Source organism: Leptolyngbya sp. FACHB-541, assembly GCF_014695875.1.
Taxonomy (GTDB): Bacteria; Cyanobacteriota; Cyanobacteriia; order Elainellales; family Elainellaceae; genus JAAUTN01.
This window is the reverse complement of record NZ_JACJPC010000014.1, coordinates 51,560-77,511: the sequence shown is the minus strand read 5'-3', so window position 1 is coordinate 77,511 and position 25,952 is coordinate 51,560. Positions and strand designations below refer to the sequence as shown.

The following is a 25,952-nucleotide window of genomic DNA, read 5'->3' as shown; positions in this document are numbered from 1 at the left end:
AAAAGCTTGGTTTATGGTGAAGGTCGTTTGCAACCGCTCAAGCAAACCTTCGGGTGGAAAGACGCGCTGTTAAGGAGGATCGATATCTTGGGCATTGAGCACGCAGATCATGACCAGCTGGATATGGCATTTCATTTTGAATGGGAGTTTCGCAAGGAAGCTTATATTTGGAACAGCGCCGACGTTATCGGCATTAACTTCTATCCAATTGCAACTGAATTTCGGAAGTGGCTAAAGCAAGAAGGCACCTTTGAAGTTTTCTCAAATCGCACCGCTGAAGGTGCGTTCACGAACCTGCACACCTATGAAGCGTCGGCTCTCGCCGGAGTCATGAGTCATGTAATTAATGACTCGCATTCCATCTCAACGAGCCAAGAGCCCATGAATGCTCTCGATGCCGAGATTCAACGGATACGGATCTACAATGAGCTAGTTCTTTATGTCACGAGGTTATGTGAAGCGCTCATCAAGCAACTAGCCTTTTGTACAAATATTCCGAAACACTACTACTTCAAAGCAAGCCTTGGTGCGTTGCTTGCTACAGATTGTAAAGAGTGCCGACGGGAGAAAAAGCCAGCGCACAAGATATCGATTTTGGGTTCGCTTGCTCACAGATACGGGCATTGCCTCAAATACGAACACTGTCTGAAGGATCACTTGCGAATTGCGGGGAGACGCCGAAACAGTAAGGCTGCGCATTCCGGTATGCCAGATCTGCAAATCCGGACGGCTATTGAATCGCGGGCCGAGCTTCATCGCGACGCGTATGAGATTGGAACAGATCTCGTTCATATGTTGGAACACGTCAGCGAACTGGAAATCGAGATGAAATCTGAGCTTGAGCGGAGAGCGCCTCGGAAGACAATCGGTAAATTGATATTTATCCCTGGCAAGGGCATACGTCTTGAAATAGACGCTGAAAAAGAGGCGAACGGATAGGACAACAGTGTTCCGCCACCCAACAATCACAATGCATCGAAACTTTGAAGTATGCTGTTTTTAGTAAAAGTGATCTGTGTCCGGTGATTGCGAACGTTAGATTGCTGGGTATCTCTGGGGTAGTAGCTTAAAGGCTGACTACTGAAGGTACAAGACTTATTGGCATAAACAGCATGAGAAGAGGACTTTGAGAATGTTCGGTTATCACACCAATAGATCCTTGATGTCCTACCTCAGACCAATTCTTTGATTGTGATATTTTGTAAATCAAGGCAATCATGAACCAAGTTCTTGCTTCTGATTGCCAAAAGCCTCTCCGAGGGGAGGGACTTCGTTGCGAAGGCTAACGGTATGGCGCAAATGGCTACCCCGATCGTGTACGTGGTGATCAAGCTACGGAAAAGATCGAAGAGCTTGCCTCCTGCAGATGGGGGCGAAGGAGGTAAAAAACTATGAAAAAAATCATAGATGAAATCAACCTCGTTCTAAAAATCCGTAGAACATTAGCTGTACTAGGTGTAACACTAGCCATTTGTTACTTGCTCTTCGCAAACGAGTCCCAGCCAATCACAAAACTGAATAGCTTGTAGAGTGTTCATCTTAGGGAGCATTTAGGATTCCCCATCCAATTTTACCTAATGAAGCCTGATGCCACGTTGGGCAGTCTAACTTTAATGCAGCGGACAGATGGAAGCTTGCCGTGGGAGGATGAAGGTTATCATCGCAGATGGCTTCTGCTGTTCTAGAAGACATTTGATCTGTGTTTCCTGCTCTTCATTCAAAGCAATATTAAAGAATGGCGCGAAGCTATAATCGGCAAACTCTCCCTGAAAGCAACGGTTAGACAATTAAACGAATCAAAGAATCCAAACTAGGAAGTAGCGATCGCCCGCCTGCTGGCTTCGACGCGGTTTACGTTTGCTAGCTAATAAATACTGCCTTCAATGCGGAACAAAACAGGCTAACGGTTTGAATCAGTGACGGCAAGTAACCTCGAACTAAGCAGAGTGGCTTTCAACGTCCGCCTGCATTTAAATTGTTAGAACGCCTGAGCTTATGAAACTATAGAACTGCGTCAACTATTTCTTGCCCCTCGCTTGGCGCATAGCATTTCTAATAGAGCGTTCCAAAGTAGGAATCTCCTCATGATACCGACCTTCACTTCTAAAATCTGCATATCTGTAGTCTTTCAGAAGTATAGGAATATCACATTCCTTGTACAAAATTGGCAGTATCTTAGATTCTCCCGCTAATCTTAAAGCATATGCTGCTCTTAATTCTTCCTTGACCCAAGGTCTAGAAATGGATTCATTGGATAGGATAATTGCAAACGAATATGAGCTTCCTAAACCATCTTGAATTTTATCTGAAAGAGAATCCCCAATATCAATTTCGTTCTCGTCAACCCAGACATAAAGACCACGCATCTCAAGATCTTGAGATAATCTCTTTGCAAAAGGTTTATCGCCACTGAAATGACTGATAAAGCAGTCATACTGCTTGTCTCGCACTACATCCATTATTTCTCTCCTCGGTATAGGCATATCCCAAAACGTGTACTCACCCATCTCATAGGGAAGTAAGTAATCGATTACTTGCTCAGCTTCCTTATTAAGGATGCAAACCCCTCTTTGACACCAGTAAGTAGAATCATCAATATAATCAAGACAATTAACTACTTTATTGCAAGAACTGATTAATGAAGATAAGTGTAGGGTAAATTCTGCCTCGTGAGAGGTAAATCCTGCGAGAATCAAGTCTTTATCATTGAGCATCTCTGCAATATTCATTATCTGAATTTGATCACCCCTACTGCCAGCTCTACTGATGGGTTCATAGACTCCATGCCAAGGATGAGGTGGACTTAAATTGCAGAACAAGAAGAATATACTGGGTTGATTTGGATTACTTTGCTTCCATGCCCCAATAGATTGATGATTCCAATCATGAATGATTGGATTTTTATTCAATTGAATAAGAGCTTTATACAGTGATCGATCGAAAGTAGCATCTATAAAGTTTGAAATAGGTAGTGATGCAATTTTATAATGCACCGGAAGAGGCTCTGCGGTGGATACGAAATCTCTCACCAATTTAACCAAATAATCTCTACTTACTTTTTTCTCAGCTTCTTCAATCAGGGCGTTCCATACTTTGAAATATTGTGTCAATTCCTGAACTTCAAATTCTAAATTGCAGTGGCTAATTATTTTTTTCGCTAGACTTGGAATAGAAAATTTTTCTTCTGACAGCGAACTGCTGACTGCGATTGCCACTTGATTTCCGCGTGACTTTCTTTTTAGTCTTTGTATGATTAGCTCATTCATTCTGCTAAAGATAAATTACTAATTCTAATAATGTGATTAATACCATCTTTAACTATTCTGAGAGGTTGTCAAGCGCCTACTAGCCTATCAACACTTAACTCCAGCTATCTCTGCTAACGCATTAGCATATTGCTCTAAATCTAGATTAAGGGATTTTAATTCACTACGTAATTTAGGTTCATGAATCCAATTCTTCTCATGCTCTTTTGGACTAAGATTTACAGGGCGTTGCGCCTCCCATGCCTGAAGTGCAGGATGCCATGTAGACAAAAAAGGGCGTAGTCCTCTGTTAAGGACAGTAATTGCTGTACCCCCAACTGATTCGTATGATGCACCAACATCTGGACCAGCTTCCCGCAGGATTTGACGTGTAATACCAAACAAACTATGTAGCGAGTTTAGCAACTCTCGCAAAAGTCCTTGGTCTTTATCAAGGTCTTGAACAGCGATGCGAGTAACTAACTCAACATAAATCGCCCAAGCCGCTTTGCGTTCTGTCGAGTCGGCTTCCCATTCTGCTCCACCAATACCAAATGGGAGTTTAACTGAAACCTTTTTAAGCTTTGCAGGGATGCCTTTTGACACCTAATTTTTCCTTATTGCAATCATCCATTCAAAGCTAGCACTTAGAGCGGTTTCCCTATTGATACTTAGAGCGGTTACAGCACCATTCCAACCGAGATCTTGTGGTCTAACGTTCCGCTTAACCCACTGTAGACAACCTCGAATAATCTACCGATAACTTTTCAATGGTCGGGCGCAACAGGAAATATGTTATACCGCCGCGATCGCCCGCTGTTCTTCCGTCAGCTACTCGCCCAGCTCCTTCTGAATGAAGCTGATATGTTAGCTTCCGCAATGTTAAACCCTTAGATCCAACCCGAGTGAATCGTTATACTGCCGGTAAGCAGCTTGAAATCAACTCTTCCAGTCGTCTTCCCACGTACTTAAAGTCATAGGCATGACAAGACGTTCAGCAGACTGCTCTTGAATCCTGCGCTCTTCTTCAGATTGAATAACCAAGCATAGATCCTGACGAAATTTTTCCTGTTCCTCAGTTCGCCTTGAAAAGATTTTTGCCATCTGTTGCACTGGTCGATGAAGATCTGGTGTTCCCTTTATAACTTCAGAAAGTTAAAGATCTTTGGCAAGATCAGCATTTTTACCAGAACAGTTGCCTTTAACCGACTTGAATGCGATCGCCCTACCCTTTTCCATGTCCGTGAAAACCCCACCCCACAAGGCGTGGGAACGATCCGACAGAAAGTCGGAAATTGCAGGAAGCTGAGGGAAAGTGGCGAAGCACAACTGGCAGGTCATCAAAGATGAATACGTCCAGGCTCCGGATGAGAAGTCTCGTCCAACCTTAGAGCAATTGGCTGCGAAGTATACCTGTTCGCCCTCATATCTGCGGGAAAAAGCAGCTAAAGAGCATTGGAAAGTTGAGGCTGAGCGTTTTGTTCAAACTGTTTCAGATAAACGCCAGGAACACAAATCGACTGCTTTAGCGGGCGACTTAGCTGCATGGGATGCCCAGTGCTATGAACTTGCGAAAGGCGGCTTGAATCTTGTTTTCATGCAACTTAAAGAAGCAACTGAAGGAGTGGCAAAAGGCAATGATCTACCATCTCCCAAACAGTTGGATGAGTTAGCCAAGGCGCTAGAGCGACTTCAAAAGATTGGAAAAACTGCTCTAGGTGAGAAGGAGGAAACCAAGCTCAACGTCAAAATTGATTATTCAAATCTCTCAGATGAGCAGCTTGAGAGATTAGCCGCTGGAGAGAACCCACGCAATGTCCTTGCTGTCGCTTGAAGGGGATCAAATTCGGGCTAGGGGTGAGCTGGAGTTGCGGCAATGGTGACACGGGACACCAATGACCCAATCGGCTTTATTGAGAAGGAGTTGGGCGATCGCCCTGCTGCCCTAGTCACGCTATTTAAGACGTTGACCAAAACAATAAGCCCTAACCTTACCGGTCAGGGCTTTGTTTTTCTATATGCCGACCTTGTAAAGCGTGGTCGGCGGCTTTGATATGGATGTATCATCCCGCCTCCTTTGGCTTTGAGATAGTCGGGAAGCTACCCGTTTTTATGGGTAGGTATCAGTAGAAGATAGAGCGATTGCCCCTTCCACGTCTGAACAGCTTAACTCTGCCGAAAATGACCATTGAGTACTGTAAGTAGTAAAGCCTAAATCTATGTCTGAAAGAGGCTTTTGATATGGGCATTGAATCAAACAATGCCGAGAAGGGTCATTTTCGGCAATGATGTTAACTGCTAACGGCGGACATCAACGGCGTCAGATGTCACTTAAACGAAGCCAGAGGTGTCCAGTCCGTCCGGTGCATGTAAGGGTTAGGTGGAATAGTGTAGTGGAAATGTCAAACTAAATGTTCACAATCGACTAATTTGTTTGTCCAGTTAGAGATTCAACACAATTTCTTTTGCGACAATATCATGTGCAAGATATTTCAGAATATCGTGTGCATCTTCATCGCCATTATCTAACTGATCAATATTTACAATCTTATCACATCCAAAAGTCGTACTAGTTAGCTTTGTTTGGAAGGCAACAAAGTCTTCATCATCTGATATATTTACCCATTTATCTACATTTGGAAGGCAGATAAGCGGTGTACCCAGCCTACGTTTGACTATCTCAATCCCAAGAGGTGAACCGGCAGTTAGCAGCAACCCAACCTTTACTTGATGCCTAAGACGGCGCATTAAGTCATAAGCTACAATAGTGCCAAGGGAATGACTAATAATAACAACCTTTTCATCTTTTGGTAGTCCGTCTATCACTTGGGTCATAACGAGATCGTCAACTTTTTCCTTTAAACCGGGCTTATGAAGATATGCGGCAGCTTGACTTATAAAAGCTGCTGCTACTCGTTTACCCTTTGAAGGAAGTACCGTTTCCAAAGCTTTCGCTATCGCCTTTAACCACCTCTTATGAATTCCTTTAGCCATGCGCTTTTGAGCTTGAAGATTATCTTCAGCCTCAAGTTCCCGAGAAACTTGCTCATCGCCGATACCATATTTTTGCTGGAATTCAAGATATAAAGCCGCAACTTCATCATCCGCATAATCTTCGTCCGGAGATTCGACACTCATAGGACTTGAAGTAGGTTTGTTCTTGTTCCAGGATTCTGTTTCGTTAAAGAGTACGTCGCCATAGAACGCTGCAATAAATTTCACATCATCAGGTATCGTTAGTCCTGCGGTAGCAGCACTGCTTCTAAGGGCATAACTCCACGTTTTTTCAATGTTATCCTTTGAATTACCCTGATTATTAATGCCGTGAATTAAAAGAACTGTTGTCATTAACAAATGCTCCAAATAGTATTGAAAGGTAGAATGTTTCGTTGATGTATTAGTTGTTAGGTGTCAATCTCAATAACTCGATAGTCAAAGGCTTTAAGAAACATTCTAAGTCCCTCATCTGTTAAGCTTGCTGCCGATCTCCCAATCATATTTTCGCTAATTAACCTGATCTTGTCTGGAATATCAAGGTATAGTTCAGTCTGCATAAAACTCCAACCCTGACGAAAGATTGGTGTAATTCCCCAAAGTTGGACATTCTTGTGTGCCGCAAATTCACGTCTAGCATAATAGGGGCGATTATCCTTTTGCTCACTCGGTTGTGAGGGTTCAACGGCTGGCAGATCTGCAAATGCGACCAACCTGCCATTTTCTTTACTCCACCATATTTTGTCTGCACATAGTAGTGCTAGATCGAATGGCACCGAATCTGTGTTTCTAGCCATATAATGTGCAGTTCTAGCAATATTATCGTAGTCGTTGGAAAATTCATAAAGATATCCTGCTGTCACTGCTTGATGAGGATATTCCTCTTTTCCCACTCTAACCCTATCTGCAAATTTTTTAGCCTCTGCGGCGCGTAATGGAACACTGCCAGCAAGATTTGAAAAATCACTTAAATATGTATCCCACACTTCATCTCGTTTAGTAAAATGTCCAGTCTTAAAGAATAAGATGTCGCCAGGTAAATTGCGAGATATGACAGCAACAACATTGAGGTAATTAGGAATAATTATCCATTGTCCATCTTGGTGGATTAAAATAGGCGAATCGTAACAGTTAAACGCTAGTATCTCATAGAGTGTTTCTTCCCGATGTGCCACTTCAACCGTTGCACTACGAGGTACAGCTATAAAGTTTGGGCGAAAATCACTAACAGTTAAAAAATTAGGATTATTAGGATCGAAACGACGTCTAACTCTGATTGATAGTCGGGAATAGTTCAATTTAATACGGTCTTTCAATCCCAAAAGAGTTTGTTTACGACCTTCTTGAGCTGCTGTAAGTTTCTCATTACTGCTTTCTGGATGGGGATCATGTATTGCCATTTGGATTGCTGCCGCCAGTTGCGAATCTTGCGAACTAGCTATTACATCAGAAATCGGTTCCTTTAATCTTTTGTAGAAGTTATGGGGAGGATGGATTCCAGTAAGCAGATCAGGCTCCATCTCCTCTCCAATTGCAGCAGCACGACTTCTGACCTCTTTCTCTAAATATTCAGCTAGTTTATGATTTGTGATAACTGGTTTGAATCGATGGTCTTCCGTGTCAATTGCTTCCTTAACTTCGCCTCGCAAGGCACTCAGCATCACCTCCGAAAACAGACAGTACGCACTTTGACTACCAATTTGATTGATTTGGAATGAGTAATTGCCAAGCCCTGTGGACAGAAACTTATCAAGCTGAATACGACTATTCCTCTTTGCTGTCGAAGTCAGAATTGGATCACCGTAAAATTCGATAGCATCTCGCCCAGTATTTCGACAGGCATCACCAATAATGCACAATTGACCTGCAAAATCAGCATTACCAATATTGCATTTTAGTAAACCCCGCCTAAAGGCTTCTACATCAATTCCTTCTCGTAGATCCTGCGCCGCATTGGTAAGAAGCCAAAACTGGTCACCAGCTGAGCGAACAATGCCATGTCCAGCGAAATAGACGATGAGTCGATCTATGAAGTTACTGTTAACAAATTGGCTAACTTGTTCGCGCACGAGTTGAACGTCAATCTTCTCAAAGACGTCATCAGCTAGATAAAGAACTTTATATTTACAGTCTTCGTCAGACTGTTCAGCCCATTCACGCAGTCTCCTAGCACTTGTTATTGCCCCTGGAAGATTGTCATAAGTACCAGCATATTTTGATACTGCGATAATGATCACCGCTTTGTCTTTTAACATTTTTGTACTAGCCTCAACTTTAGAGGTATTTAATGTTCTAATTGATGTCTCAAATTCCACCTAACGAGTCGGGTCAGCGGTTGCCGAGGTCTTTGCATCTAACCCAAGCGGCTTCGGTCAATCCGCTGCACCCGAATTGCTATGCCGCGCTGCTACTTTCTATTTTCTTCTGCCTCGTTTCAGCGAGCTTTTCACGCCTCTTAACCCGTGTCAGGTTGCGAGAAAAGTACTTACTTGGGATTTGAATTTTCTCCTCGCTTAACTCGGATAAAACTCTGTTAGTTGCCTCAACAGCTTGTTCAAAATCTATCAAAGCATCATATGTAGGCTTATTATCTATATCCCACATAAGCATATACAAGCTCTGCTGCAACCTGATGGCTAAACGCAGAAGATCTTTCTCTGCTTCATCTAAAGCGTGTTGCCTGGTCAAGTCATCAATTTGACTCTTACTCTTATCGGCATATTCGCTGTATCTTTTCTCTAAATTTGAGAATTTGTTGGTCAAGTCATTAGCAACTTTTCTATGATGCTCTGCCGCCTGTCTATCTTTCTCGCCGCTAGCATGAGTAACAAGAGCACCAACTGCTGCACCAACTGCCGCACCAACTAAAGGAAGCAGAAAAAACATAAGTATTTACCAATCCTAAAATTATTAAGCTGAGGGCAAAGTTTTTTTTGAAACAGGCAACTGCTTATTACCGATTGGTGTAGCTCCCAAAGCTTTAGCAATTGCAGCAGACTCAAGATATCGCTTTAATGCACCTTCTACACCAGACTCGATAGGTCTGTGTGTAATCTCAGCGTTTAATTCTGCGGACTTATTCAGAAACTCTGAATTCTTAGAGTGTTCGTACAGAAGTTCACTCTCAACATCCTGGAGATATTGCAGTTCTCTCTGAGTCAATGATGAATAATACTCTTTCACCTGCTGCTTATGGTCACCAAGAATCTTGAAAAACTCACATACCATTCCAACACCACCAGCAGCAAGTAAAACTGGTGACATAGCTGTTAATGCAACAGCAATAGGAGGACAAGCAGATGCTACCGCCGTAACCGTAAATGCTGTTGTAGCTCCAACTCCCCCACCAACAGCAGTTTCTTTTACAGTTTCTAGAGCAGCATCTTGAGCTGACATTTCACCTCGTACAACTCGCAATGCATTTCTAAGCATAGAGAAAGGAGCCGTTGTTACTGCACCAATTACTGCTCCTTTGGACGCAGCCTCTACACCAGCTTTCAATGCTCCACGTATGTTATCAGCTTGTGCCTTAACATTTAGTTGTCTTTGCTCTTGGCTGGTCATGTGTTGATCGCCACGAGCACGATTAGCAGTTTTACCTTCCCATTTGATATTATCTGGATGACTTGAACCACCTTTACTATGTGGTTTTATATGACTAGCATCCTTATCAGCTAAATATTCTTTGACTTTAGCAGCAGCGGATTGACCATCAACTCCAGCCCTCTGAGAAGGTGGGATTTTGTCTAACATTTGTTGAGCTTGCGCTTCGGTTCGCCCTGCACCAGTACGTATACCACCTCTGTACAGATGCCCTAACTTTTCTGGTGTGTACTTGCCAGTATCGTTTAGTTGAGCGTGATGAACTTTTGAACTCACAGCAGCATTGAAAGCAGAGTTACGCTGGGAATCTTCTGACATAAGCGCAAGGGTGAGGGTGTAAAAAATCACTCGGCAAACCGAATTTCTCTCATTTTGCAACATTGTGCTATGAAACGACAACTGTGTAGTACAGGGGCACCACAGGCTAATGCATCAACCCCTCAATACTCATCGCTCAAACTGTATTATAGATAACACTAATACTCAATGGCCGATGCCCCTGAACAACCATCTTTAGCTCTTGCACCACTAACCCTATAGTCCCCCAATCCTCAACGCCTCCAGAAAATCTTTCAGCTGTGCCCCAGCAAGGAATAAGCGGCATAACAGCGGAGTTGAGCCGCGAATGCCGCTTATTCGCGTCGTCGGGCCAACGGTGTTCGTCGGCTCCAACGTAGAGTTGGGGTGCCTGTATACTATAGGGTTCCCAAACACTATCTATACTTCAGTCTTCCAACCTTAACAGCGCGCAACTGGGCGATCGCCGCTGTCCTGATGCTGGGCATTCCCTACGCTGGCATTCAGTACTTTAAGAGCCAGGGCATCTGGCATGACAGTGAGGGGAATCCACACGCGGATATCTGGGGTGAAGAGTATGGGCGATCGCCCACATCATTGTTAAATGTGAGGGAATTCCTCAACTACTTCCTTTCCCACGATGATCCTCAAGCCGTATCCGATCCCTTTCAAGTGCCCCTAAAGACGGCAAAGTTTAACTTAGGGCCTCTGATCTCTCTACACATTTAGTGAGGCGACAAGTCTCGTTTAACTGCACCCCGTAAAGGCGATAAAAAACTGAATTTCTCCGACAAGACCGACATCTTTCCAATTTAAGTCGGCTTCATCCGACTTAAATTGCGATCGCCCTGCTCTCTCAACCCCTAAGAACCTTGATACGAAAGGTGTGAAAGCGATCCGACAGAAAGTTGGAAGTTGGAGGAAAGTGAAGTACACAACTGGCGGATCACTAAGAACAGATATGCCAAGGCACTGAATCAGAAGGCCTGTCCAACTTGGAGAATTGGCTTTGGCATTCTTGAATGTCAGTTAATTTGGTTTTCAATACTCCTCATATTGAGCGCCTGACTTCTGCTGTCGAGCGCTCTTTTTGATGCCTGAAAACTCTGATTCGCCTAGCTGATGGAGTGACTTAAAACCTGTCAGTAACTCGAATCGTAAAACACTTGGATTGCTGCTGACACTACCAAAAAAGCTGGTGAGGATAGGGGCATCACAAGCAAACGAGGCACTGAGATGATTACCAACTACACCGTTCAACAACTTGAAGCGATGACCACCGAAGAACTGACCAAGCTCGTTTCTGAGCTGTGTTTATCGACCAAAGGCGATCGCCGCTTCCTGATTGAGAACGTGTTGTTGGGTCAACGCTTCCCGGATTACATTCAACAGCTAAAAGCTGACCGCCAACGTGCTAACTGATGACCGCTTGACCGTTAACTCACTAGACATTAATCAAGGCAAAACAATGACTACCACCTACACTCGCGACCAACTGACCACCCGTGAAATGACCAAACCCAAACTCCAGAACATTGCTGCTGGACTGGAGATTGAGTTTGAGCCAAGCGACACGAAAGCACAGTTAATTGACTGGATTCTGTTTGCTCAAGGGCAGGTTGAAGATCAGGTTGAATCTGACGATGAAGAAGACTTTGAGCAAATGGCAATTGCTACAGATGATGATTCTGAAGCTGCTGTTGAAGTCGAAGTTGAAGAGGTAGCACCCCCCGAACCGGAGCTGGAGGCTGAGGAGCAAAAGTCTGACTTGACCTATGAACAACGCTTGATCCTCTACCTGGATGAGAATGCCAATGTAGGGAGCTGTGCCGAAGCAACTTACCTGCTAGAGAATTTTGGAGCCTTCAAGCAATTGCTGACCGCGATCGCCATTGCCCAACCTGCCAAAACTCGCAGAGGTGGCACCCCCCGAACCGGAACACCTCGGATTACTGACCCGGCAGAGAAGTTGGCTCAAGCCAGAGAAGTTTATGAGGCAGTAGTCCGCTGCAACGGTGACACCAAAGCAGCCGGGGAAACTGTGGGCAAGTCGGCTCACTACACCAAAGTGATTGCTAAGGCGTATGAGTTGTATGAGGCTTCCAGCAAAATCCGGACTGCCTACGATGCTGGAGAACTGAACTGGACTGAACTCTACAACCTGGCATTTAGCTTCAAGAAGGCAGACACCGTAGAGACTGCTGAAGCTCGGATGTCCGCTTAACAAGTTTGGCGATCGCCATCAAGGGTGGTGTAAAGCCTTTGATCGCAAGCGAGACGTTGTGCCTAGCCACATGAACCCACCAGAGTGAAGCGCTGCGCTCTGGATGGCGATCGCCACCTATCAAGCAACAAGATTTAAGGCAACTTCAATAATGAACAGCGATAGCATCCCGGCTCAGGAAGAGTCACGGGATAGATTGTCATGGTTTCGCGCAGAACTTAGGGAGCAGCTTAAAGCGCGGCAGAAATACAAGCTTGACCCCAACTTACAGCGCAACTTGGAACGGGGCTGGCTCCTTCCCTACCTACTTCGAGCCGATGAACTGACGTGGCAGCGCTGGGTCTACTGGGTTGAGTTGATGGAGACTCAGAAACTAGGCGATCGCCCGATTCCCAAAATCGAATGGGCAACAGATGAACACAGTCGCCATTTATTTGACCAGCAAGGGCACAAGCATTTGGAGCGCTGCTTAGACCTCGTTACTAATTGCGGTTCGGGGGGTTGGCAAGGTTGGTCGAGCTGGACATACATGAACTATTTCCTCGACTGGCTACTGTTTGGGTTTGGTCACCCAGGCTATGACCTGCCCGATGAACCGAGCGGATGTAGCGGAGCCAGCATGAGGCTCTATCAGATGTTCAATCTGAATCTGCTGACTGCCTACCCTCACGACTATTTGGGAGACATCCTGGCAATCAACCATTTCGGCAAGCGCTCAGGGTTTTACCCAACTCCCATGCCCGTCTGCATCCTGATGACCCAGGTGTTGATGCATGATGTCATCTCTGGCGATCTCGCAGAGATACCCGCAAGGGGTCGCCACGATTCGCGACTGGAGACGGTATGCGATCCATGCTTGGGTACCGGTCGCTTGCTGCTGACTGCCTCCAACTACTCACTGAGGCTGTATGGGCAGGACATCAACGACACGGTAATTAAAGCTGCCCTAGTTAACGGCTATCTCTACGCTCCCTGGCTGGTCAAGCCACTGCCGTTCCTAGATTCTGAACTGCTTCATGGCGACAGTGAAGCTACCTCGGACTCCATGACTGCGACCGCCGATCAGAATCCCGCTGCGGCTGAATATCTGGCAGGGACAGAACACGACGCAGAGAACCAGTGGCGATTTGAACCCATCAAGAAGCGCAGACGCAAGGGAAAGAACGACCCTGAGGAAGTTTGGCAGGGTTCAATCTTTTAGCTTGAATAATGTTGACTATAATCTTTCATAGAATTTTCTCATTTACTCAAGCTAGCTAACGGTTCCAATCACCGGACACAGACAACTTCTGCAACTCACTGATCATTTGACTTTGTTCCGGTGCATTGGAATTTAGAGCGCTTGGCGCAACAGCTTTGCTAGTGACAATCCAAATCTATCTAAACTCTATGTAATGCTTCTAAAGTTCCAACCGTTTGGCTATTCCTAATTAGGAATGCAGAAAAAGTACGATCTCTTCTACTTTGGATGAATGCGAAAGGATTTGCTGTAGACACTCCTAAGAAGACATCAATATGATTGTCCTTAATTGCTCCTCCAACATCTGCAGCAAAGAAGTAGCCATCATGAGTAACACTTCTACCTGATGGCAGCAGCACAGTTTTCCCCCTTGCTTCTGGAATAAAAACAGCAGAGCCAATCGGGATGAAAGTGTCATCAACCGCTACTGTACGGTAGGGAACTAGTGTAAATCCTCTGGTTCCCTCTCCATACGCACCTTTAGAAACTTTAAATCGCGCCCTATTGGTACCTGTAATTATGCTGGAAGACAGTCCGGGAAAGAATCGGGAACAGTTAACCTGCTCTGTAGAACCTCTTCCAGCAAAGTTATAAGTTCCTACCACATTACTACTGGCATCCAGGATTCTTACAGTGCCTTCTACAGCTGCGTTACACCAATCCCTATCCGAAAGTGTAGGTCCCAAACTGCTACCCGCTAAATCAAGCAAAGGATTTCCACCCGAGGAACCCTGTGCTGTATGCACGTTGTAGAATGTCGCCCAAAGAGTCAGTGGCGAACCGCGATCGCCATCAGCAGGATTGGGTAAATCAAAGCTTTCTACAGAAAACGCTGTATCTGAAGTAAGAAAACGATGAGCGACAAAACCTTCTAAACTTCCTCCATTCAAGGTCGTTGCTACTTTCCACCAATTATCGTTGCTAGCTACTACAAGCTTAGTAACGATTTGATTTTTGGGGAGAACTGCTATCACGTTACCCCCAGTTGTAGGGGCTGAACGTAAATTTAATCCATCGGCTATTACTCTAAATCGGTTCATCACTTCATCTCCTAAAGAAAGCCACTGTAAAACTCGGTTCAAGTCCTAACAAGCATTGAGAAAGAATCAGTGTAAGCCTAAACCAGATTTAGCGAAAAACTCCTATTCGTTATTGCGTAATATTGCAAACACTCTCCCAGTGGGTTTTAGGAAGCCATCTAAATCGAGTTGAAAGGTGTTCATTGAAACCGAATCTCCAACATTGCCACCTAAGGCTCGAACTTCTGTGTCACGAACATCAACAATAATGTCACAGTGACTTGAAAATTCGGATGGGAGATCATCAAATATTACAGGTGTACCTCTCCATAGACACACCAAGTCACCCAGTTGGGGCTTATGTTCGTTTAGCCTAAAGCCCCAGAATGAAGAATTCGTATCGCCAGAAATACGCTTTTCTATAGAGTCGCGGATATAGGAATGATGAGCGATCGAGAATTTGAAGTTTTCGTATCCTGCTTTACGAGCAACAAAGGATATAAATGCTGCCGACCAATATATTTCTGTATCTCGCCCATCATGAGGCAAATCGAGTGCTCTCCAATATTCTCCAATGTATTTATAGTAAGGGTCTTTAGTTTCTAACCCACTGCCTAACTTAAATCGCAACCACTCTGTTACGGCTGCGCTGATCAACGCTTCTTTTGCTGCACTTAAAGGTTGGCGTAGAAAAGCTGAACTCACAAATCCCGTGAGTGATGCTCCTTCTACTACAGTTTCAACTCTCCACCATCGGTCTGCGGGTGTTCCAGTAAGAACTTTAACCTCTTGAGCAAGTGGAAGTGCTCGAATGATGTTGTCATTCGTCTTTTCAGGGCTGCTCCGCAGGTTGAGTGAATCAGTATTAACTTTCCAAATAGACAAAAATTTCTCCTCTTTAACCCTTCACATCAGGTAGATTTCAAGTGTTGGCTTCTCTAGGTTGAAGCAGCTTAACTGTTCTAATCAACAGTTACTAAAAAGAACGCCCGGTAAAAGCTTCCATGATGGTTGTAGCCGCGACTTTTGCTAACCAGCTAAGATGAGCATCGTCATTTTTACCCTGCATAAAGCCCAACTCTAGCAGGTGAGCAACCGGTCGCGTTTGACGAATCCAACCTAGTCTTCCAAAGTTTGATGCTGTATCAGGGCGTGCCCAAGAATTGGGATGAGTACCATTTAGGATGAAGGAACTACGGACAAAATTGCCTATATCCTTGCTACTTTCAGATGTACCATAATAAATTCCGCAGCGCCGCGAGGCATCGTCTAGATCTAGTCCACTTGCCGAGTCACGATGCAATTCCAAAACCCAAGCATCGCCAAAACTAAAGTTTCTATTGACCCATTGAATTGATCTCTCAGTATCTTCATCATGCGGTGCGATCTCAACTTCCACACCTTGCCCTCGAAGTAGATCAGCAGTTTGATCAGTGATAGTAATTGCTTGATCACGCTCTTTATGAGGCAAGTTAACAGCACCTGGATCGCTGCCCCCGTGTCCAGCAGCTAACACAACAACTGTAGGGTCTTGAAGAAGGCGTAGTGGAGAAGTTCTCATAATGCTCTCTATGCTGGTTGAACGACTGTAGGAAAACTTGCTTTGAATGTCGATTGATCCTTGCTTTGTGCACGTAACCTGATACACTTAACCGAACTTCCTCTGTTCATGGATTGGAAACCGGAAGATTTGAAGTAAATCAGCCTAAAGCTACTTAGCAATTTCACCTCTAGTAATGGGCTTCTATCTATTATGTAGATAGAACTATTCCGTCTAAGATCCCATAGAGGGTGACAGGCAGAATGATTTGGCACAACACTTGAAATTGAATCTACCCTAACCTTCACAAATTGACTTTGGCAGCCGTGCAAAGTCAGCAAAAGGTCAGAGAAAAGTCAGATACACCCACAGATATCTCTAAAGAACCGCTTCAACCGAAATCTAGTGGTCTAACTATTGATTAGACGGAACGATTCTGTATATCACTCCAAAACAGGTGGATCGACAGAATGATTCTGAATAATAAACGATCTAGCTGGATCGGCAGAATCCTTCCAAATGAAATCAACTAAGTGGAATGCAGACCATGAACGTAGGCAAACCTGACAACCTAGGACTGGGTAAGAGCAAGGGAAAGTCTGGCAGGGTTAAAGCACCTGAACCTGCAAGAAGCGCTTGAAGCTTCAGTCTTAGTGAAAAACTTTGGATGACTCGACAACTGAAATTAAGGTGTGCGATCGCTATGTTGAATCAAGGTTGAAGTTGCTAATTGAGTTTGAAACGTAAAGGGCGATCGCCCAAAGCTGTTCAAAGGTTACTACCACGTCTTTAGCCTGCCAAGATCCTTAGAACTTTGCACTCAAACAGATAATTTTCAAATGCATACCTCTATGAACAGGTTGAGGTGGCACAACGTTCCGATTGAGCGGCTATTAAAACCTTTTCATCACCACCAATATCTCTCGGTAGCCCGCTCCAATCGGGTTGTGTACGCCCGGCATGGGCGTGAACTTATGAGGTGAAAGTCCTCTGTGGTGGAACCAGCGTTCAAATGCTCGAAAGTATTGGAGCCGAGTAACGACAACCACTAGCCAAGAGCAAGGGCAAACTCGCGAGGGAATGTCTGAAGGAAGCTGGAGGCAAACCTGTGAGCCGACGAACAGAAACGTCATAGAAGGCTGAGATAGTCCTAGGGCAAGTTGGCACAACACAACGAAGCCCCCTGGTTCAGGGAACGCAGTAAATGACGCGGTTGTGCAGGGACAGTTCACGTTCTTATCCGGGGAGATCTGCTCAAATGGCGGTCTAAGCTTCTACGGGAGTCTGATTGAGGTCTAACTGGAAACGGTTAGGTAGCCACAGAACCCTAAGGAAAAGCAGACAGCGCACAGGTATGGAAACGCCCTGTGTAATTGAGCAGAAGTCAGCAGAAGCCATAGTAGCCAAACGCTCATCGTAATGGATGAGACACGGTGAAGGGCCGAACTTCAGAGAGCGGGGAGGAGTCGTAAAGCTCGACGTGGCGATGAACCCGGATGGGGGAGCTAAATAGTCGGCGCTTAATTGCGTAACCAGCCCTGGACATTGGTTCTTCGGAACCAAACCGTCTAAACCTCTTTGAGGAAGCGCCCCGTGCGGAGCCGCATGCGGGGTGCTGTGGGAGCTGGAGGGGAAAACCCTCCGGCGACCCGATTATCTGTTCTGTTGCGGCAACAATTTGTCTCTTCGAGATTCGCTGCCTACAGCACCATCCTTGAAAAGATACTTGGATGTATTTTCGAGAACATCTTGGATTAATGTCTTAGCAACATCTTCACCACCACCAATTGTAATTTTATTCTCGACCATCTCTTCCTGTCGCTCAAAACTAATTGAATTGAGTTTTATCAATCCATGCGATGTTTCCAGATATTCATTATCAAGATCGACAACAATTTGACCAACTTTACCTATAGGCTGTGATAACACTGTCGACAAATTACGTGTTTTATTTCCATTGGCATCATACAGATAAATGTCTTTAGCTAAAGCGTTTAACTCCAATAAGATACTTGTGGTATCAACTCCTGCTGCTTCTAAAACGAACTTTGCGTGAGAAGAATCGAACAAAAATCCTATGTTACTTATCTGGGGAATAACCATATGCACGTTCACGTCTATTCTTTGCAGCACGGGATTAATAAGAAGTAGTCGAACCCCGTGATGTTCGGCATAGGTTAAAGCCCCTTCTTGAAAACCGACCCTAGTTACAATAATTCCGTTCGCGTTACCTATATCGTCTAAAATACCTTTGAATTCTACAACTCTACTTTTTTTGATGTTTGATGTATAATTCCTGCACTCAATACATGTCCGATAGATGGTATCGGCTATCCTGAATTCCCAATAGACATCAATCTGGTGAGAAGCACCACTTTTGCCAGTCAACTTGACATCGTGCTGCACAACTATGTTCTTGATGTGTGATTCTTGATCGAGAAGGGCTTGATAGGTTTCCTGTACCAGCTTTTCATACCATTTGGACATCTCAGTAGCCTTCCTCAAAATTCACGTACTAACTGTTGCTACACCCTCACAGTTCTTTGTCTGATTCATGTAGGAAACTAGACAGCTAACTATTGATTAGACGGAACGATTCTACCTATCTACCCAGTTTCGGAGAATAGGCAGAATGATTCTGTATATCACTCCAAAACAGGTGGATCGACAGAATTATTCTGCATAATAGACTAATTTGGGTGGATCTGTAGAATCGTTCCAAATAGAATCAACTCAGTGGAATGCAGACCACGAAAGTAGGCAAACCTGAAAACCTAAGTCTGGGTAAGGGGAGGTCTGGCAGGGTTAGCAACTGAACCATCATTTGTCTGCAAAAAGCACTTGAAGTTTCAGTGGAAAGCTTTAGATGACTCGACAACTGAAATCAAGGTGTGCGATCGCTGTGTTGAATCAAGGTTGAAGTTGCTAATCGAGTTTGAAACGGTGGCTGCTGTAAAGGGCAATCGCCAGCAAAGGAGCACAAACGCCTCCTAGTTTTTGAGTTAGAGTTTCTAGGAGGCATTATGAGGAGAATAGGAGTTTAATCAACTACGCTTTTCTATACGAGTGAGGGCTGTGGTTTGGGATGTCCTCTCCATAGCCTTACAGCGTCAGGGTTGATTTTCTCAACCAGTTCAATCCATTCGTCCATTAAATACTCGTCATCAATAGGTTGACTGGGATCGAACTGTTCGTTCTTTAAGACCGCAACAATGTGCAATCCAGTTGCAAAGACACAAAATCTTAATTGAGGTTCATACCCTGTAGATTTGAGTAGATCCAGGGTTTCTATGGGATTAGGTGTCTGAGTCAAATCGACCAGTAATACAATTTGTCCAGCCTTTGCTCCAATTGGGAGTTTCGAGGTTTGAATGCTTTCGAGGTTGATCATCTTAGGTTTATCTCCTTTGGATTGATTATATAAACCAACAGCGATATTGTTGGTTCTGTCCCCGCCTGACCTGTCTTGGTGGCTGAACCCTGGAAAGCTCCACTCCGTATTGTCTTGCTCTAGCCTGACACTCCCGATTTGCTTCTTCTGGATCTCTTGCAATAATTGGTTCATCCCACTCCTGAGCAGTCTCTTCAGGATCTTCAATAGGCATGTGGTACTGTTCACCTGTTTGACTATTTTGCCAGACGTAATAGGCTACTCCACCAATAATGGCGGTTCCTATTAAAATGCAGCCGATTCCAGTGGCACAAATAGCCGGAGCCGCTACTAGTGCCGGATTCGCCTTTGCTGGCATGGCAGAGAACGTCAAAGTCGCTATCAATGCAACTGAACTAATTCGCTTGATCATAGTATTTATTGCTCTTTCAGTAGCTCAACGTCTTCTTCCCAGGCAAAAATGTGCGCGCCTGCGGGGTTAGGGTTTGCGGCTTCATCTGTCTTGATTCGATACGTCCAGCCTTCCTGTTCAAAATCTTCAATCTTGCGAGCGTCGGACGTGACGTACTCCATGCCAACGATTTCACCGACTAGCTTGCAGTTAGGGCGGTCTTCAAACCGAACTCGTTGAAATAATCGGAATTTGGGTAGTGGAATGTTGGATGGAAATTCAGTTGTGAGCAGTGTTCGATACTGAGTCATCTCTGCTAGTCCTCCACTGCTTCAAGTTCGGACTCAGCAATACTCAGAGTTGGCTCGTGCTTAGCTTTAAGCATCTCGGCAGTAGTGCAACCGTAGAGAGAGTTCACGGTGTAGAACCAGCCGTGCGTGTCTAACAAATCTATTAGAGCAACATGGGTGTCGATGTATTCCATCCCCGTTATGTGCCCACAGCGGTCTTTAGCTCGAACCTTCTGCCAGAAGCGGAATTTGGGAGGTGGAACTTGAGGCGGCAAATCAGAGTTTAGACATAACGATTTGGAGCAGAGTGAAGATCTGCTCTTTTGCAGCAATTTCATAGGACTGCCTCTTAGAGTTAGTGATTGAGTGGGAGGTGGGAGCGATCGCCCATCAACGTACTAGTGATGCAACGGATGTTGCAGGCTGTCAGCCCTCCTCAGCACCCTCGTTAGCTAAGAAGCTAGATATCAACTCGTCAAGCTTTTCTGTTTTAGAAGGGTTTTCTAATCGCCAACGATCTACTCCTTCTCTAATCCATCTTTCTAATTGAGCAGTATCGCTACGATCCTCCAAAATCGCCACGCCCTTCAACCCAGCCAGTAACTCATACGAAATCTTGTAATTCTGCCGCTTAGCTGGCTTTTTGGCTCTTCCCACAATGATCTCTGTCATACAGGTTTCCTTACCCATTGAACAATACAAACTCAATGTGACACAATTTTGGGGAAAACGTACATACTATTGCATACGAAAAACTGATTAACTGATATCTAGCTAATCAGTTTTTCGTATGCAATATTGGTGCAATCGTACATACGATATGCAATAATAAACAAAGAGAGAGGGCGATCGCCTCCGTCCAAAGAAACGACCCCCCTCTCTCAAATCCAACCTTCGTTAAGGATTTCTCTAATGATTGCACAAACTTCTGAATCCGCTCAAAAGTCTCTTGTCCAAATCATTCCTGGTGTCGGCAAGCGTCCTTCTGTTGCGGTTTTAAGCTGCAAAGACGGCAAAACCCTTCGGCTCTCTATCGACTAAACCGTTCTTCCCCTACCTGCTTTCGGGTAGGGGTTCAACTTATTTAGATGGAGAGTTATGGAGCCTCAAAATTGTTCACAATGCCCATTCTGGCAAGAGTCAAGCCGCACTTCAAACGTCGGCTACTGTCCGCTATATGACCAGGCAACGCTAGGTCACGACCTGCCTTCTGACCTCTGCATTCTCAAGTTCTGGGAGTTCGCTCAGTCTCCTATTTCAGCTTGCAATCTTCCAGTCGATTTTTATCGAGGTTGGCAAGTTGAAGTGGAGCAAGAGCAAGAAGGATTTAGACCCCTCTGTCGTTCTCCAGAAGGCGATCGCTGCGGTGATTGGAGGTTCTATCAGGACTACCAATCGGCTCTGATTGCAGGACGGCAATACATTGACTTAGACGCTACTCGGATGCTTTTAAGTGACGTTTTGGCGGACTTCTTGGAGGCAGGTTTGATTGATGTTCACGAGTATTTCAACTTAACAGCGGTGTAACGATGCAACTTGCCTATCAGCACCGCTTACTACAGACCTGATAAATGAGCGATCGCCCATCTATCCAACCAAGGGGCGATCGCCTTATCTCAACCGCCATGCAAACCACATCTCAAACCACGTCCAAAGTTTTACCTGTCATCCCTGAAACTCGCTCTGATCTGCGACGGTTGATTACTCAGGGGCAAACTTTAGGGTTTCGTCGCCCGTTCATTGACGTTCTAGCTGACTTGTCAAAGCCGCTTCCTTGGGCGTTTATTAACTGGCTTGAGAAGAAGGATAAAAAGTCAGGAAAGTTGAATTACATTCCATACCTGCATTGGTATGATTGCAACCTAATTTTGGATTACATCAGCCCTGGATGGACTGGGCAGTTAATTCACATGCCGCAGGGCAGCCGCTATGTGTTGGGCTATGAAATTACGCTGCTTTGTGAAGAGGGACCAATCTCTCGCGCTAGCACAGGTGATGAGGCGCTAGAGGGAACGCAGTTTGGTAGCAGCAATACCAACAGCGAGTCTCAAGCGTTTCGTCGTGCCTGCTGTCGATTTGGATTAGGGCTGTATCTCTATGACCCAGGCGTGAAGAGAGCACTGGTTTCCAGGCATGTAAAGGAGAAGGGGAGTTGAGAGGGCGGTCTTGAAAAGACACCCGTAAGCGATTGCCTCTTCCTGATTTAGAAGTATTTCAACTTAACTAGGTTTCTGAAATGACCATCTACACGATTGAACAGCTCGAAGCAATGAGCATCGAAGATTTGACCAACTTAGTTGCGGAAATAGGGCTAGCAGTAAATGACGATCGCCGCTTCTTGATTGAGAACGTCGTGCTAGCCCAGCGATTTCCTGACTTCATTCGAGAACTGCAAGCACAACGGCGACTCGCTACCAAGTAGCAGCAACTAACATTCAGCACTCCATGCACTTTTGCAGATATGACCAGCCAGCACTATCAAACCCGCACGTTAAAAATCGAGTTTCATCCTAAACCACAGCAGCGGCAACTGCTGTACGGGATGATGCGATCGAGTGCGATGATCTACAACCTGCTGATCGATCATTTGGCTTACAAGCAAAGTGCCTATAAACAAGCTAGAGAAGAGTATCCGGATCAGCCTGCCTGGGAGGTTGATCCTTACGTTGATATTCGGCGTAAAGGTTGGGCAGATGAGTTGATTATTACTCTAATCACTCAGCAATCAAGTATTTACCCTCGGCAGTTAGTCAACAAACCCGCTAAACAGGGAAAGGATAAAGGGAAGGAGCGGTTAGTCGTTGCTACCGAGAAGAATGCCAAACCTGACTATGGAATTCCGGCTCAGTCAAAAGTGGTATTAACTCAGGACTTTGAAGCGAATATTGCTAGCTATTTCACCCACCGAAAGAACGGGGATACAAACGCTCAACTTCCCAGGCGGTACAAAGGTCTGCACACTCTGTTTTTTACAAATCAATTGGTGAAACGCTCGGGCGATCGCCTGATTCTAGGCGCAAAGCCCTACGTGTTGAAGCTGCGCGTACCAGAGCTTCTAAACATTTCGATTGATGGTGATGTAAAGATTACTCGCTCTCGCAGTGGTCGGTTCTGCCTGCACATCACCCGTAAATTACCAGTTGAACCAAACCCTGAACTAATTGAAGTTGCAGCCGTTGACTTTGGGCAGAAACGAGCAATGGTGTTGGCTCTGAAGGATGGCACTACAGCGACTATCAGCGGCAAGAATATCTGTGCCCTCAAGCGCGAACGCGATGGGCGTTATCGAGGCATCAACCGCAAGCGATCGCGGGTTTTAAAGGGTCAAATCCGTCAATACCTATCGCCTGACGAAAAAGCAACCTATCGAGAATTGCAGGAGCGGGACAACGAACGGCAGCGTCAGGGGTTGAAGCGCCGGGGATCTGATATCAAATATGCGTTTCGGATTATTCGGCAACGGCGTAAGGACTTAGGACTAAAGAAGCGGAGCCGCAGAGAAATGCGGTTGCTTCGCTCTCAGCATAAAGCGGCTGATTATTACCGGGTCAGATTGACCTACGCTAACCATTGCGTCACCCGTGCAGCCGTTAATTGGTGCGTTGAAAATAAAGTTGGCAAGGTTTATGTAGGTGACTTGAAGACACTGCCAAAGACCAGGAAGAAGGGCAAGCGTCGGATCAAGCAAGTTGGTCGAAACAACCTTTGGGAAATGCCAACCCAAGTAAAATATTTAGACGAGAAGTTGCTGTTAGCTGGCGGCGAAGGAACAGAGACAGCCAGCGAAGCACGGTCGTCACAAGTTTGCCCAAACTGCGGTCGCAGGCACAAGCCACGCAACCGCGTCTACTACTGCAATCCTCGTAAAGGTGGCTGTGGGTGGTTGGGCGATCGGGATGGAGTAGGAGGTTGCAACTTCCTTAGCTCTGTCCTCTACGGGGCGTGTGGCGCAATTAAGCCCGCCCAAAACAGAACCTTGCGACTTGCCCCGGCAATTCGACAAGGCTTGCGTATGCCTACGCCTGACGGTTCTGCCGTCTGTGAACCTGCTGAGGATTCAGCCAAAGGGTACAAGTCTTCGGACTTGCAGGAATCAGCCGTTGTTGCTGACTCTGTTGCCCCTAGAACTGACCGAAACCCCGCTACGAGTGGGAAGACGCAGGCAAGGGGAGGTATGGGGGTGCTTGCAACCTCTGACCCAAGTGAACTGGTGACACCTGTAGTCAGCTCACAGTTAGCAAAAACCGGGGTAGACCGTCCCAAAAGGAGATCCTTGAAGAGGCTGCCAGAAGACCATATACAGCTTGAACTTTGGGAGTCGGAGTGATCCAATCTTTTGGGAAGGTAGCTAGCTGGCAGAGGTCTACGGCAAAATTCTGCTGACTGGATTCCATGAGCAAGGCAAAGGTCATCGCGTTGACCTGATGACCCTGCGAAACATCTGCGGCAATGGTCTGACCGTCCCGGTTCGCTTGAATGGCAAAGTGATCTCCCACGTTAACGAGTGGAATAGCGATCGCGTCACCGAGGTATTGGAGTCTGCCAAAAGCAACTTCCGTGAGTTTGAAACTCAGTCAGAGCAACTGGCAGAGACGATTATCACCGTCGAAGAGGCAACCTTGCACCTAATTAGCGCCTTTGGTGATCCGACTAAACCAGTGCAGAACCAGCCTGCGCTTATCCAGACCTGCCTGAGACTTTTCCAGGGTGAAGCGAAAGGCGCTTCACTCAACAGTGCCTACAACACAGCCTGGGGACTGCTCAACTCGGTCACTGAATATTTCAACTGGGAAGGCAAGAAGACTCAGGCTGAAACCCAGCTCAATAGCCTCTGGATGGGCAGCAAGGCAAAACGCCAACAGCAGTTCATGCAGCAGCTTGTTGGCGTTTACGTTCATTAATTCAAATGTTTAACCCCTGCTGATTCTTGGCGGAAGAGCAGGGGTATACCACCTAGCGATGGAGCTTTCATCATCATGATACAGACCAATCAATCAGCGCAACCGTGCAAGAAGCCGAATGCGATCGCCCTGAAACTCTATCTAGATGGGTCGAACGATGCAGCATTTGCCCAGCTCCCCCGATTCAATAATCGGTATTACCTTGCTGGCTACGTTGCAAAGCTAAAAGAATTACCTTGCGATGACAAAGGGCAAATTCAACACTACTCGCCGGGACAACATTTCGCTTTTGGTTACGTGGACAGCCCTAACCCATGTTCATGTGGTGAGTGAGATGTTTGCTAACTAACTTCTGATACAGCGATCGCCACTTCAATGAGGAGTGGCGATCGCTTCCTTTGAGGCTTAAAAAATGGTCGCCTATAACTTCAAAGCTCGATTCGTTGACCCGATCGAAACTCGCTTTAAACGTCAAACCATCAGACCCAACCGCAAGCGCAACCCCAGACCAGGAGAAGCGCTACAGCTTTACACGGGCATGAGAACGCGCCACTGCCGCAAATTGTGGGCACCTGATCCAATCTGCACCTGCGTAACTCCAATCAAAATTGATAGAGGCTCTGTTGAGTTAGGCGGTCAGCCCTTGACTGTGGAGCAACAGACGGAGCTGGCGATCGCCGATGGATTTGCAAGTTTGGAAGAGTTCCAAAAGTTCTTCTACGGAGCCGACAGCATGAGTCCTAGCTATACACTTCCCTTCGAGGGAGTTCTTATCGAATGGGAGTGATTATGAGCAGAGAAATTCCTTTTGAATCGA

At 45.6% G+C, this 25,952-nt stretch carries 30 protein-coding genes; 14 read left to right on the top strand and 16 right to left on the bottom strand.

Annotation, left to right across the window (positions count from 1 at the left end; translation table 11 throughout):
* The first annotated feature begins 6 nt into the window (after nucleotides 1–6).
* Nucleotides 7–939 (top strand): hypothetical protein, encoded by a 933-nt coding sequence (locus tag H6G00_RS01130; RefSeq protein WP_190795254.1) that lies wholly within the window; start codon nucleotides 7–9, stop codon nucleotides 937–939.
* Between the two features lie 1,079 nt (nucleotides 940–2,018).
* Here H6G00_RS01130 and H6G00_RS01125 read toward each other — a convergent pair.
* Both H6G00_RS01125 and H6G00_RS01120 read right to left on the bottom strand, forming a co-directional pair.
* Nucleotides 2,019–3,266 (bottom strand): toll/interleukin-1 receptor domain-containing protein, encoded by a 1,248-nt coding sequence (locus H6G00_RS01125; protein ID WP_190795253.1) that lies wholly within the window; start codon nucleotides 3,264–3,266, stop codon nucleotides 2,019–2,021.
* An 87-nt stretch (nucleotides 3,267–3,353) separates the two neighbouring features.
* Nucleotides 3,354–3,851 carry a hypothetical protein gene (locus H6G00_RS01120; protein ID WP_190795252.1) on the bottom strand — a complete coding sequence of 166 codons (498 nt, stop codon included), beginning with the start codon at nucleotides 3,849–3,851 and terminating at the stop codon, nucleotides 3,354–3,356.
* A 709-nt stretch (nucleotides 3,852–4,560) separates the two neighbouring features.
* Between H6G00_RS01120 and H6G00_RS01115 the strand changes: the two genes are divergently transcribed.
* Together H6G00_RS01115 and H6G00_RS01110 are read left to right on the top strand one after the other, a co-directional pair.
* Nucleotides 4,561–5,079 (top strand): hypothetical protein, encoded by a 519-nt coding sequence (locus tag H6G00_RS01115; RefSeq protein ID WP_190795251.1) that lies wholly within the window; start codon nucleotides 4,561–4,563, stop codon nucleotides 5,077–5,079.
* Nucleotides 5,080–5,121: 42 nt separating this feature from the next.
* Nucleotides 5,122–5,298 carry a hypothetical protein gene (locus H6G00_RS01110; RefSeq protein ID WP_190795250.1) on the top strand — a complete coding sequence of 59 codons (177 nt, stop codon included), beginning with the start codon at nucleotides 5,122–5,124 and terminating at the stop codon, nucleotides 5,296–5,298.
* A 389-nt stretch (nucleotides 5,299–5,687) separates the two neighbouring features.
* Here H6G00_RS01110 and H6G00_RS01105 read toward each other — a convergent pair whose 3' ends face one another.
* From H6G00_RS01105 to H6G00_RS01090, 4 genes are all read right to left on the bottom strand, one after another.
* Complete coding sequence (locus H6G00_RS01105) at nucleotides 5,688–6,593, bottom strand: hypothetical protein (RefSeq protein WP_190795249.1); 906 nt, start codon at nucleotides 6,591–6,593, stop codon at nucleotides 5,688–5,690.
* A gap of 56 nt (nucleotides 6,594–6,649) precedes the next feature.
* On the bottom strand, nucleotides 6,650–8,554 hold the full coding sequence (locus H6G00_RS01100; RefSeq protein WP_347278133.1) for a caspase family protein: 1,905 nt from the start codon (nucleotides 8,552–8,554) through the stop codon (nucleotides 6,650–6,652).
* 79 nt (nucleotides 8,555–8,633) lie between these two features.
* Nucleotides 8,634–9,125: a hypothetical protein gene (locus tag H6G00_RS01095; protein WP_190795248.1), complete on the bottom strand. Its 492-nt coding sequence runs from the start codon at nucleotides 9,123–9,125 to the stop codon at nucleotides 8,634–8,636.
* 24 nt (nucleotides 9,126–9,149) lie between these two features.
* Nucleotides 9,150–10,223: a hypothetical protein gene (locus H6G00_RS01090; protein ID WP_199318259.1), complete on the bottom strand. Its 1,074-nt coding sequence runs from the start codon at nucleotides 10,221–10,223 to the stop codon at nucleotides 9,150–9,152.
* Between the two features lie 303 nt (nucleotides 10,224–10,526).
* Here H6G00_RS01090 and H6G00_RS01085 point away from each other — a divergent pair, with 303 nt between their 5' ends.
* The 4 genes from H6G00_RS01085 (at nucleotide 10,527) to H6G00_RS01070 (ending at nucleotide 13,564) form a co-directional block, all read left to right on the top strand.
* Nucleotides 10,527–10,868, top strand: coding sequence for a hypothetical protein (locus H6G00_RS01085; RefSeq protein ID WP_190795247.1), 342 nt, complete (start codon nucleotides 10,527–10,529; stop codon nucleotides 10,866–10,868).
* A gap of 507 nt (nucleotides 10,869–11,375) precedes the next feature.
* On the top strand, nucleotides 11,376–11,561 hold the full coding sequence (locus H6G00_RS01080) for a hypothetical protein (RefSeq protein WP_190795246.1): 186 nt from the start codon (nucleotides 11,376–11,378) through the stop codon (nucleotides 11,559–11,561).
* A gap of 46 nt (nucleotides 11,562–11,607) precedes the next feature.
* Nucleotides 11,608–12,363: a hypothetical protein gene (locus H6G00_RS01075; protein ID WP_190795245.1), complete on the top strand. Its 756-nt coding sequence runs from the start codon at nucleotides 11,608–11,610 to the stop codon at nucleotides 12,361–12,363.
* Between the two features lie 151 nt (nucleotides 12,364–12,514).
* Nucleotides 12,515–13,564, top strand: coding sequence for an N-6 DNA methylase (locus H6G00_RS01070; protein ID WP_190795244.1), 1,050 nt, complete (start codon nucleotides 12,515–12,517; stop codon nucleotides 13,562–13,564).
* 179 nt (nucleotides 13,565–13,743) lie between these two features.
* Here the strand turns inward: H6G00_RS01070 and H6G00_RS01065 are convergent, their stop codons facing one another.
* The 10 genes from H6G00_RS01065 to H6G00_RS01020 all read right to left on the bottom strand — a co-directional run bounded on the left by H6G00_RS01065 (nucleotide 13,744) and on the right by H6G00_RS01020 (nucleotide 20,906).
* Nucleotides 13,744–14,643, bottom strand: a complete 900-nt coding sequence (locus H6G00_RS01065; protein WP_190795243.1) for a 3D domain-containing protein — start codon at nucleotides 14,641–14,643, stop codon at nucleotides 13,744–13,746.
* A gap of 102 nt (nucleotides 14,644–14,745) precedes the next feature.
* Entirely contained in the window at nucleotides 14,746–15,507 is a 762-nt protein-coding gene (locus H6G00_RS01060) for a DUF2272 domain-containing protein (protein WP_190795242.1), read from the bottom strand.
* A gap of 91 nt (nucleotides 15,508–15,598) precedes the next feature.
* A complete protein-coding gene (locus tag H6G00_RS01055) occupies nucleotides 15,599–16,183 on the bottom strand; it encodes an N-acetylmuramoyl-L-alanine amidase (protein WP_190795241.1) in 585 nt (194 codons plus the stop codon).
* Between the two features lie 872 nt (nucleotides 16,184–17,055).
* A complete protein-coding gene (locus tag H6G00_RS01050) occupies nucleotides 17,056–17,295 on the bottom strand; it encodes a hypothetical protein (RefSeq protein ID WP_190795240.1) in 240 nt (79 codons plus the stop codon).
* Nucleotides 17,296–17,815: 520 nt separating this feature from the next.
* On the bottom strand, nucleotides 17,816–18,649 hold the full coding sequence (locus H6G00_RS01045; protein WP_190795239.1) for a restriction endonuclease: 834 nt from the start codon (nucleotides 18,647–18,649) through the stop codon (nucleotides 17,816–17,818).
* A 571-nt stretch (nucleotides 18,650–19,220) separates the two neighbouring features.
* On the bottom strand, nucleotides 19,221–19,553 hold the full coding sequence (locus H6G00_RS01040) for a hypothetical protein (protein WP_190795238.1): 333 nt from the start codon (nucleotides 19,551–19,553) through the stop codon (nucleotides 19,221–19,223).
* Nucleotides 19,554–19,578: 25 nt separating this feature from the next.
* Nucleotides 19,579–19,965: a hypothetical protein gene (locus H6G00_RS01035; protein ID WP_190795237.1), complete on the bottom strand. Its 387-nt coding sequence runs from the start codon at nucleotides 19,963–19,965 to the stop codon at nucleotides 19,579–19,581.
* A gap of 5 nt (nucleotides 19,966–19,970) precedes the next feature.
* Nucleotides 19,971–20,255 (bottom strand): hypothetical protein, encoded by a 285-nt coding sequence (locus H6G00_RS01030; protein WP_190795236.1) that lies wholly within the window; start codon nucleotides 20,253–20,255, stop codon nucleotides 19,971–19,973.
* A gap of 5 nt (nucleotides 20,256–20,260) precedes the next feature.
* On the bottom strand, nucleotides 20,261–20,572 hold the full coding sequence (locus H6G00_RS01025) for a hypothetical protein (RefSeq protein ID WP_190795235.1): 312 nt from the start codon (nucleotides 20,570–20,572) through the stop codon (nucleotides 20,261–20,263).
* A gap of 88 nt (nucleotides 20,573–20,660) precedes the next feature.
* Complete coding sequence (locus H6G00_RS01020; protein WP_190795234.1) at nucleotides 20,661–20,906, bottom strand: hypothetical protein; 246 nt, start codon at nucleotides 20,904–20,906, stop codon at nucleotides 20,661–20,663.
* 240 nt (nucleotides 20,907–21,146) lie between these two features.
* On the opposite strand from H6G00_RS01020, the gene H6G00_RS35995 reads away from it, so the two are divergent.
* The 7 genes from H6G00_RS35995 to H6G00_RS00990 all read left to right on the top strand — a co-directional run bounded on the left by H6G00_RS35995 (nucleotide 21,147) and on the right by H6G00_RS00990 (nucleotide 25,922).
* Nucleotides 21,147–21,275, top strand: coding sequence for a hypothetical protein (locus tag H6G00_RS35995; RefSeq protein ID WP_277881834.1), 129 nt, complete (start codon nucleotides 21,147–21,149; stop codon nucleotides 21,273–21,275).
* A gap of 57 nt (nucleotides 21,276–21,332) precedes the next feature.
* Nucleotides 21,333–21,761 (top strand): hypothetical protein, encoded by a 429-nt coding sequence (locus tag H6G00_RS01015; protein WP_190795233.1) that lies wholly within the window; start codon nucleotides 21,333–21,335, stop codon nucleotides 21,759–21,761.
* 44 nt (nucleotides 21,762–21,805) lie between these two features.
* Entirely contained in the window at nucleotides 21,806–22,390 is a 585-nt protein-coding gene (locus H6G00_RS01010; protein ID WP_190795232.1) for a hypothetical protein, read from the top strand.
* Between the two features lie 80 nt (nucleotides 22,391–22,470).
* On the top strand, nucleotides 22,471–22,656 hold the full coding sequence (locus H6G00_RS01005; protein WP_190795231.1) for a hypothetical protein: 186 nt from the start codon (nucleotides 22,471–22,473) through the stop codon (nucleotides 22,654–22,656).
* 39 nt (nucleotides 22,657–22,695) lie between these two features.
* Entirely contained in the window at nucleotides 22,696–24,561 is a 1,866-nt protein-coding gene (locus tag H6G00_RS01000) for a zinc ribbon domain-containing protein (protein ID WP_190795230.1), read from the top strand.
* A 25-nt stretch (nucleotides 24,562–24,586) separates the two neighbouring features.
* Nucleotides 24,587–25,135 (top strand): DUF932 domain-containing protein, encoded by a 549-nt coding sequence (locus H6G00_RS00995; RefSeq protein ID WP_190795290.1) that lies wholly within the window; start codon nucleotides 24,587–24,589, stop codon nucleotides 25,133–25,135.
* Nucleotides 25,136–25,547: 412 nt separating this feature from the next.
* Entirely contained in the window at nucleotides 25,548–25,922 is a 375-nt protein-coding gene (locus H6G00_RS00990; protein WP_190795229.1) for a hypothetical protein, read from the top strand.
* The last annotated feature ends 30 nt before the right edge of the window (nucleotides 25,923–25,952 follow it).

Excerpts from the sequence above, each read along its gene's own strand:
- H6G00_RS01125 (WP_190795253.1), bottom strand. The coding sequence starts at position 3,266 with ATGAATGAGCTAATCATACAAAGACTAAAAAGAAAGTCACGCGGAAAT.
- H6G00_RS01110 (WP_190795250.1), top strand. The coding sequence starts at position 5,122 with ATGGTGACACGGGACACCAATGACCCAATCGGCTTTATTGAGAAGGAG.
- H6G00_RS01105 (WP_190795249.1), bottom strand. The coding sequence starts at position 6,593 with ATGACAACAGTTCTTTTAATTCACGGCATTAATAATCAGGGTAATTCA.
- H6G00_RS01095 (WP_190795248.1), bottom strand. The coding sequence starts at position 9,125 with ATGTTTTTTCTGCTTCCTTTAGTTGGTGCGGCAGTTGGTGCAGCAGTT.
- H6G00_RS01090 (WP_199318259.1), bottom strand. The coding sequence starts at position 10,223 with ATGTTGCAAAATGAGAGAAATTCGGTTTGCCGAGTGATTTTTTACACC.
- H6G00_RS01080 (WP_190795246.1), top strand. The coding sequence starts at position 11,376 with ATGATTACCAACTACACCGTTCAACAACTTGAAGCGATGACCACCGAA.
- H6G00_RS01075 (WP_190795245.1), top strand. The coding sequence starts at position 11,608 with ATGACTACCACCTACACTCGCGACCAACTGACCACCCGTGAAATGACC.
- H6G00_RS01070 (WP_190795244.1), top strand. The coding sequence starts at position 12,515 with ATGAACAGCGATAGCATCCCGGCTCAGGAAGAGTCACGGGATAGATTG.
- H6G00_RS01065 (WP_190795243.1), bottom strand. The coding sequence starts at position 14,643 with ATGAACCGATTTAGAGTAATAGCCGATGGATTAAATTTACGTTCAGCC.
- H6G00_RS01055 (WP_190795241.1), bottom strand. The coding sequence starts at position 16,183 with ATGAGAACTTCTCCACTACGCCTTCTTCAAGACCCTACAGTTGTTGTG.
- H6G00_RS01050 (WP_190795240.1), bottom strand. The coding sequence starts at position 17,295 with ATGACGTTTCTGTTCGTCGGCTCACAGGTTTGCCTCCAGCTTCCTTCA.
- H6G00_RS01045 (WP_190795239.1), bottom strand. The coding sequence starts at position 18,649 with ATGTCCAAATGGTATGAAAAGCTGGTACAGGAAACCTATCAAGCCCTT.
- H6G00_RS01040 (WP_190795238.1), bottom strand. The coding sequence starts at position 19,553 with ATGATCAACCTCGAAAGCATTCAAACCTCGAAACTCCCAATTGGAGCA.
- H6G00_RS01035 (WP_190795237.1), bottom strand. The coding sequence starts at position 19,965 with ATGATCAAGCGAATTAGTTCAGTTGCATTGATAGCGACTTTGACGTTC.
- H6G00_RS01030 (WP_190795236.1), bottom strand. The coding sequence starts at position 20,255 with ATGACTCAGTATCGAACACTGCTCACAACTGAATTTCCATCCAACATT.
- H6G00_RS01025 (WP_190795235.1), bottom strand. The coding sequence starts at position 20,572 with ATGAAATTGCTGCAAAAGAGCAGATCTTCACTCTGCTCCAAATCGTTA.
- H6G00_RS01020 (WP_190795234.1), bottom strand. The coding sequence starts at position 20,906 with ATGACAGAGATCATTGTGGGAAGAGCCAAAAAGCCAGCTAAGCGGCAG.
- H6G00_RS35995 (WP_277881834.1), top strand. The coding sequence starts at position 21,147 with ATGATTGCACAAACTTCTGAATCCGCTCAAAAGTCTCTTGTCCAAATC.
- H6G00_RS01015 (WP_190795233.1), top strand. The coding sequence starts at position 21,333 with ATGGAGCCTCAAAATTGTTCACAATGCCCATTCTGGCAAGAGTCAAGC.
- H6G00_RS01010 (WP_190795232.1), top strand. The coding sequence starts at position 21,806 with ATGAGCGATCGCCCATCTATCCAACCAAGGGGCGATCGCCTTATCTCA.
- H6G00_RS01005 (WP_190795231.1), top strand. The coding sequence starts at position 22,471 with ATGACCATCTACACGATTGAACAGCTCGAAGCAATGAGCATCGAAGAT.
- H6G00_RS01000 (WP_190795230.1), top strand. The coding sequence starts at position 22,696 with ATGACCAGCCAGCACTATCAAACCCGCACGTTAAAAATCGAGTTTCAT.
- H6G00_RS00990 (WP_190795229.1), top strand. The coding sequence starts at position 25,548 with ATGGTCGCCTATAACTTCAAAGCTCGATTCGTTGACCCGATCGAAACT.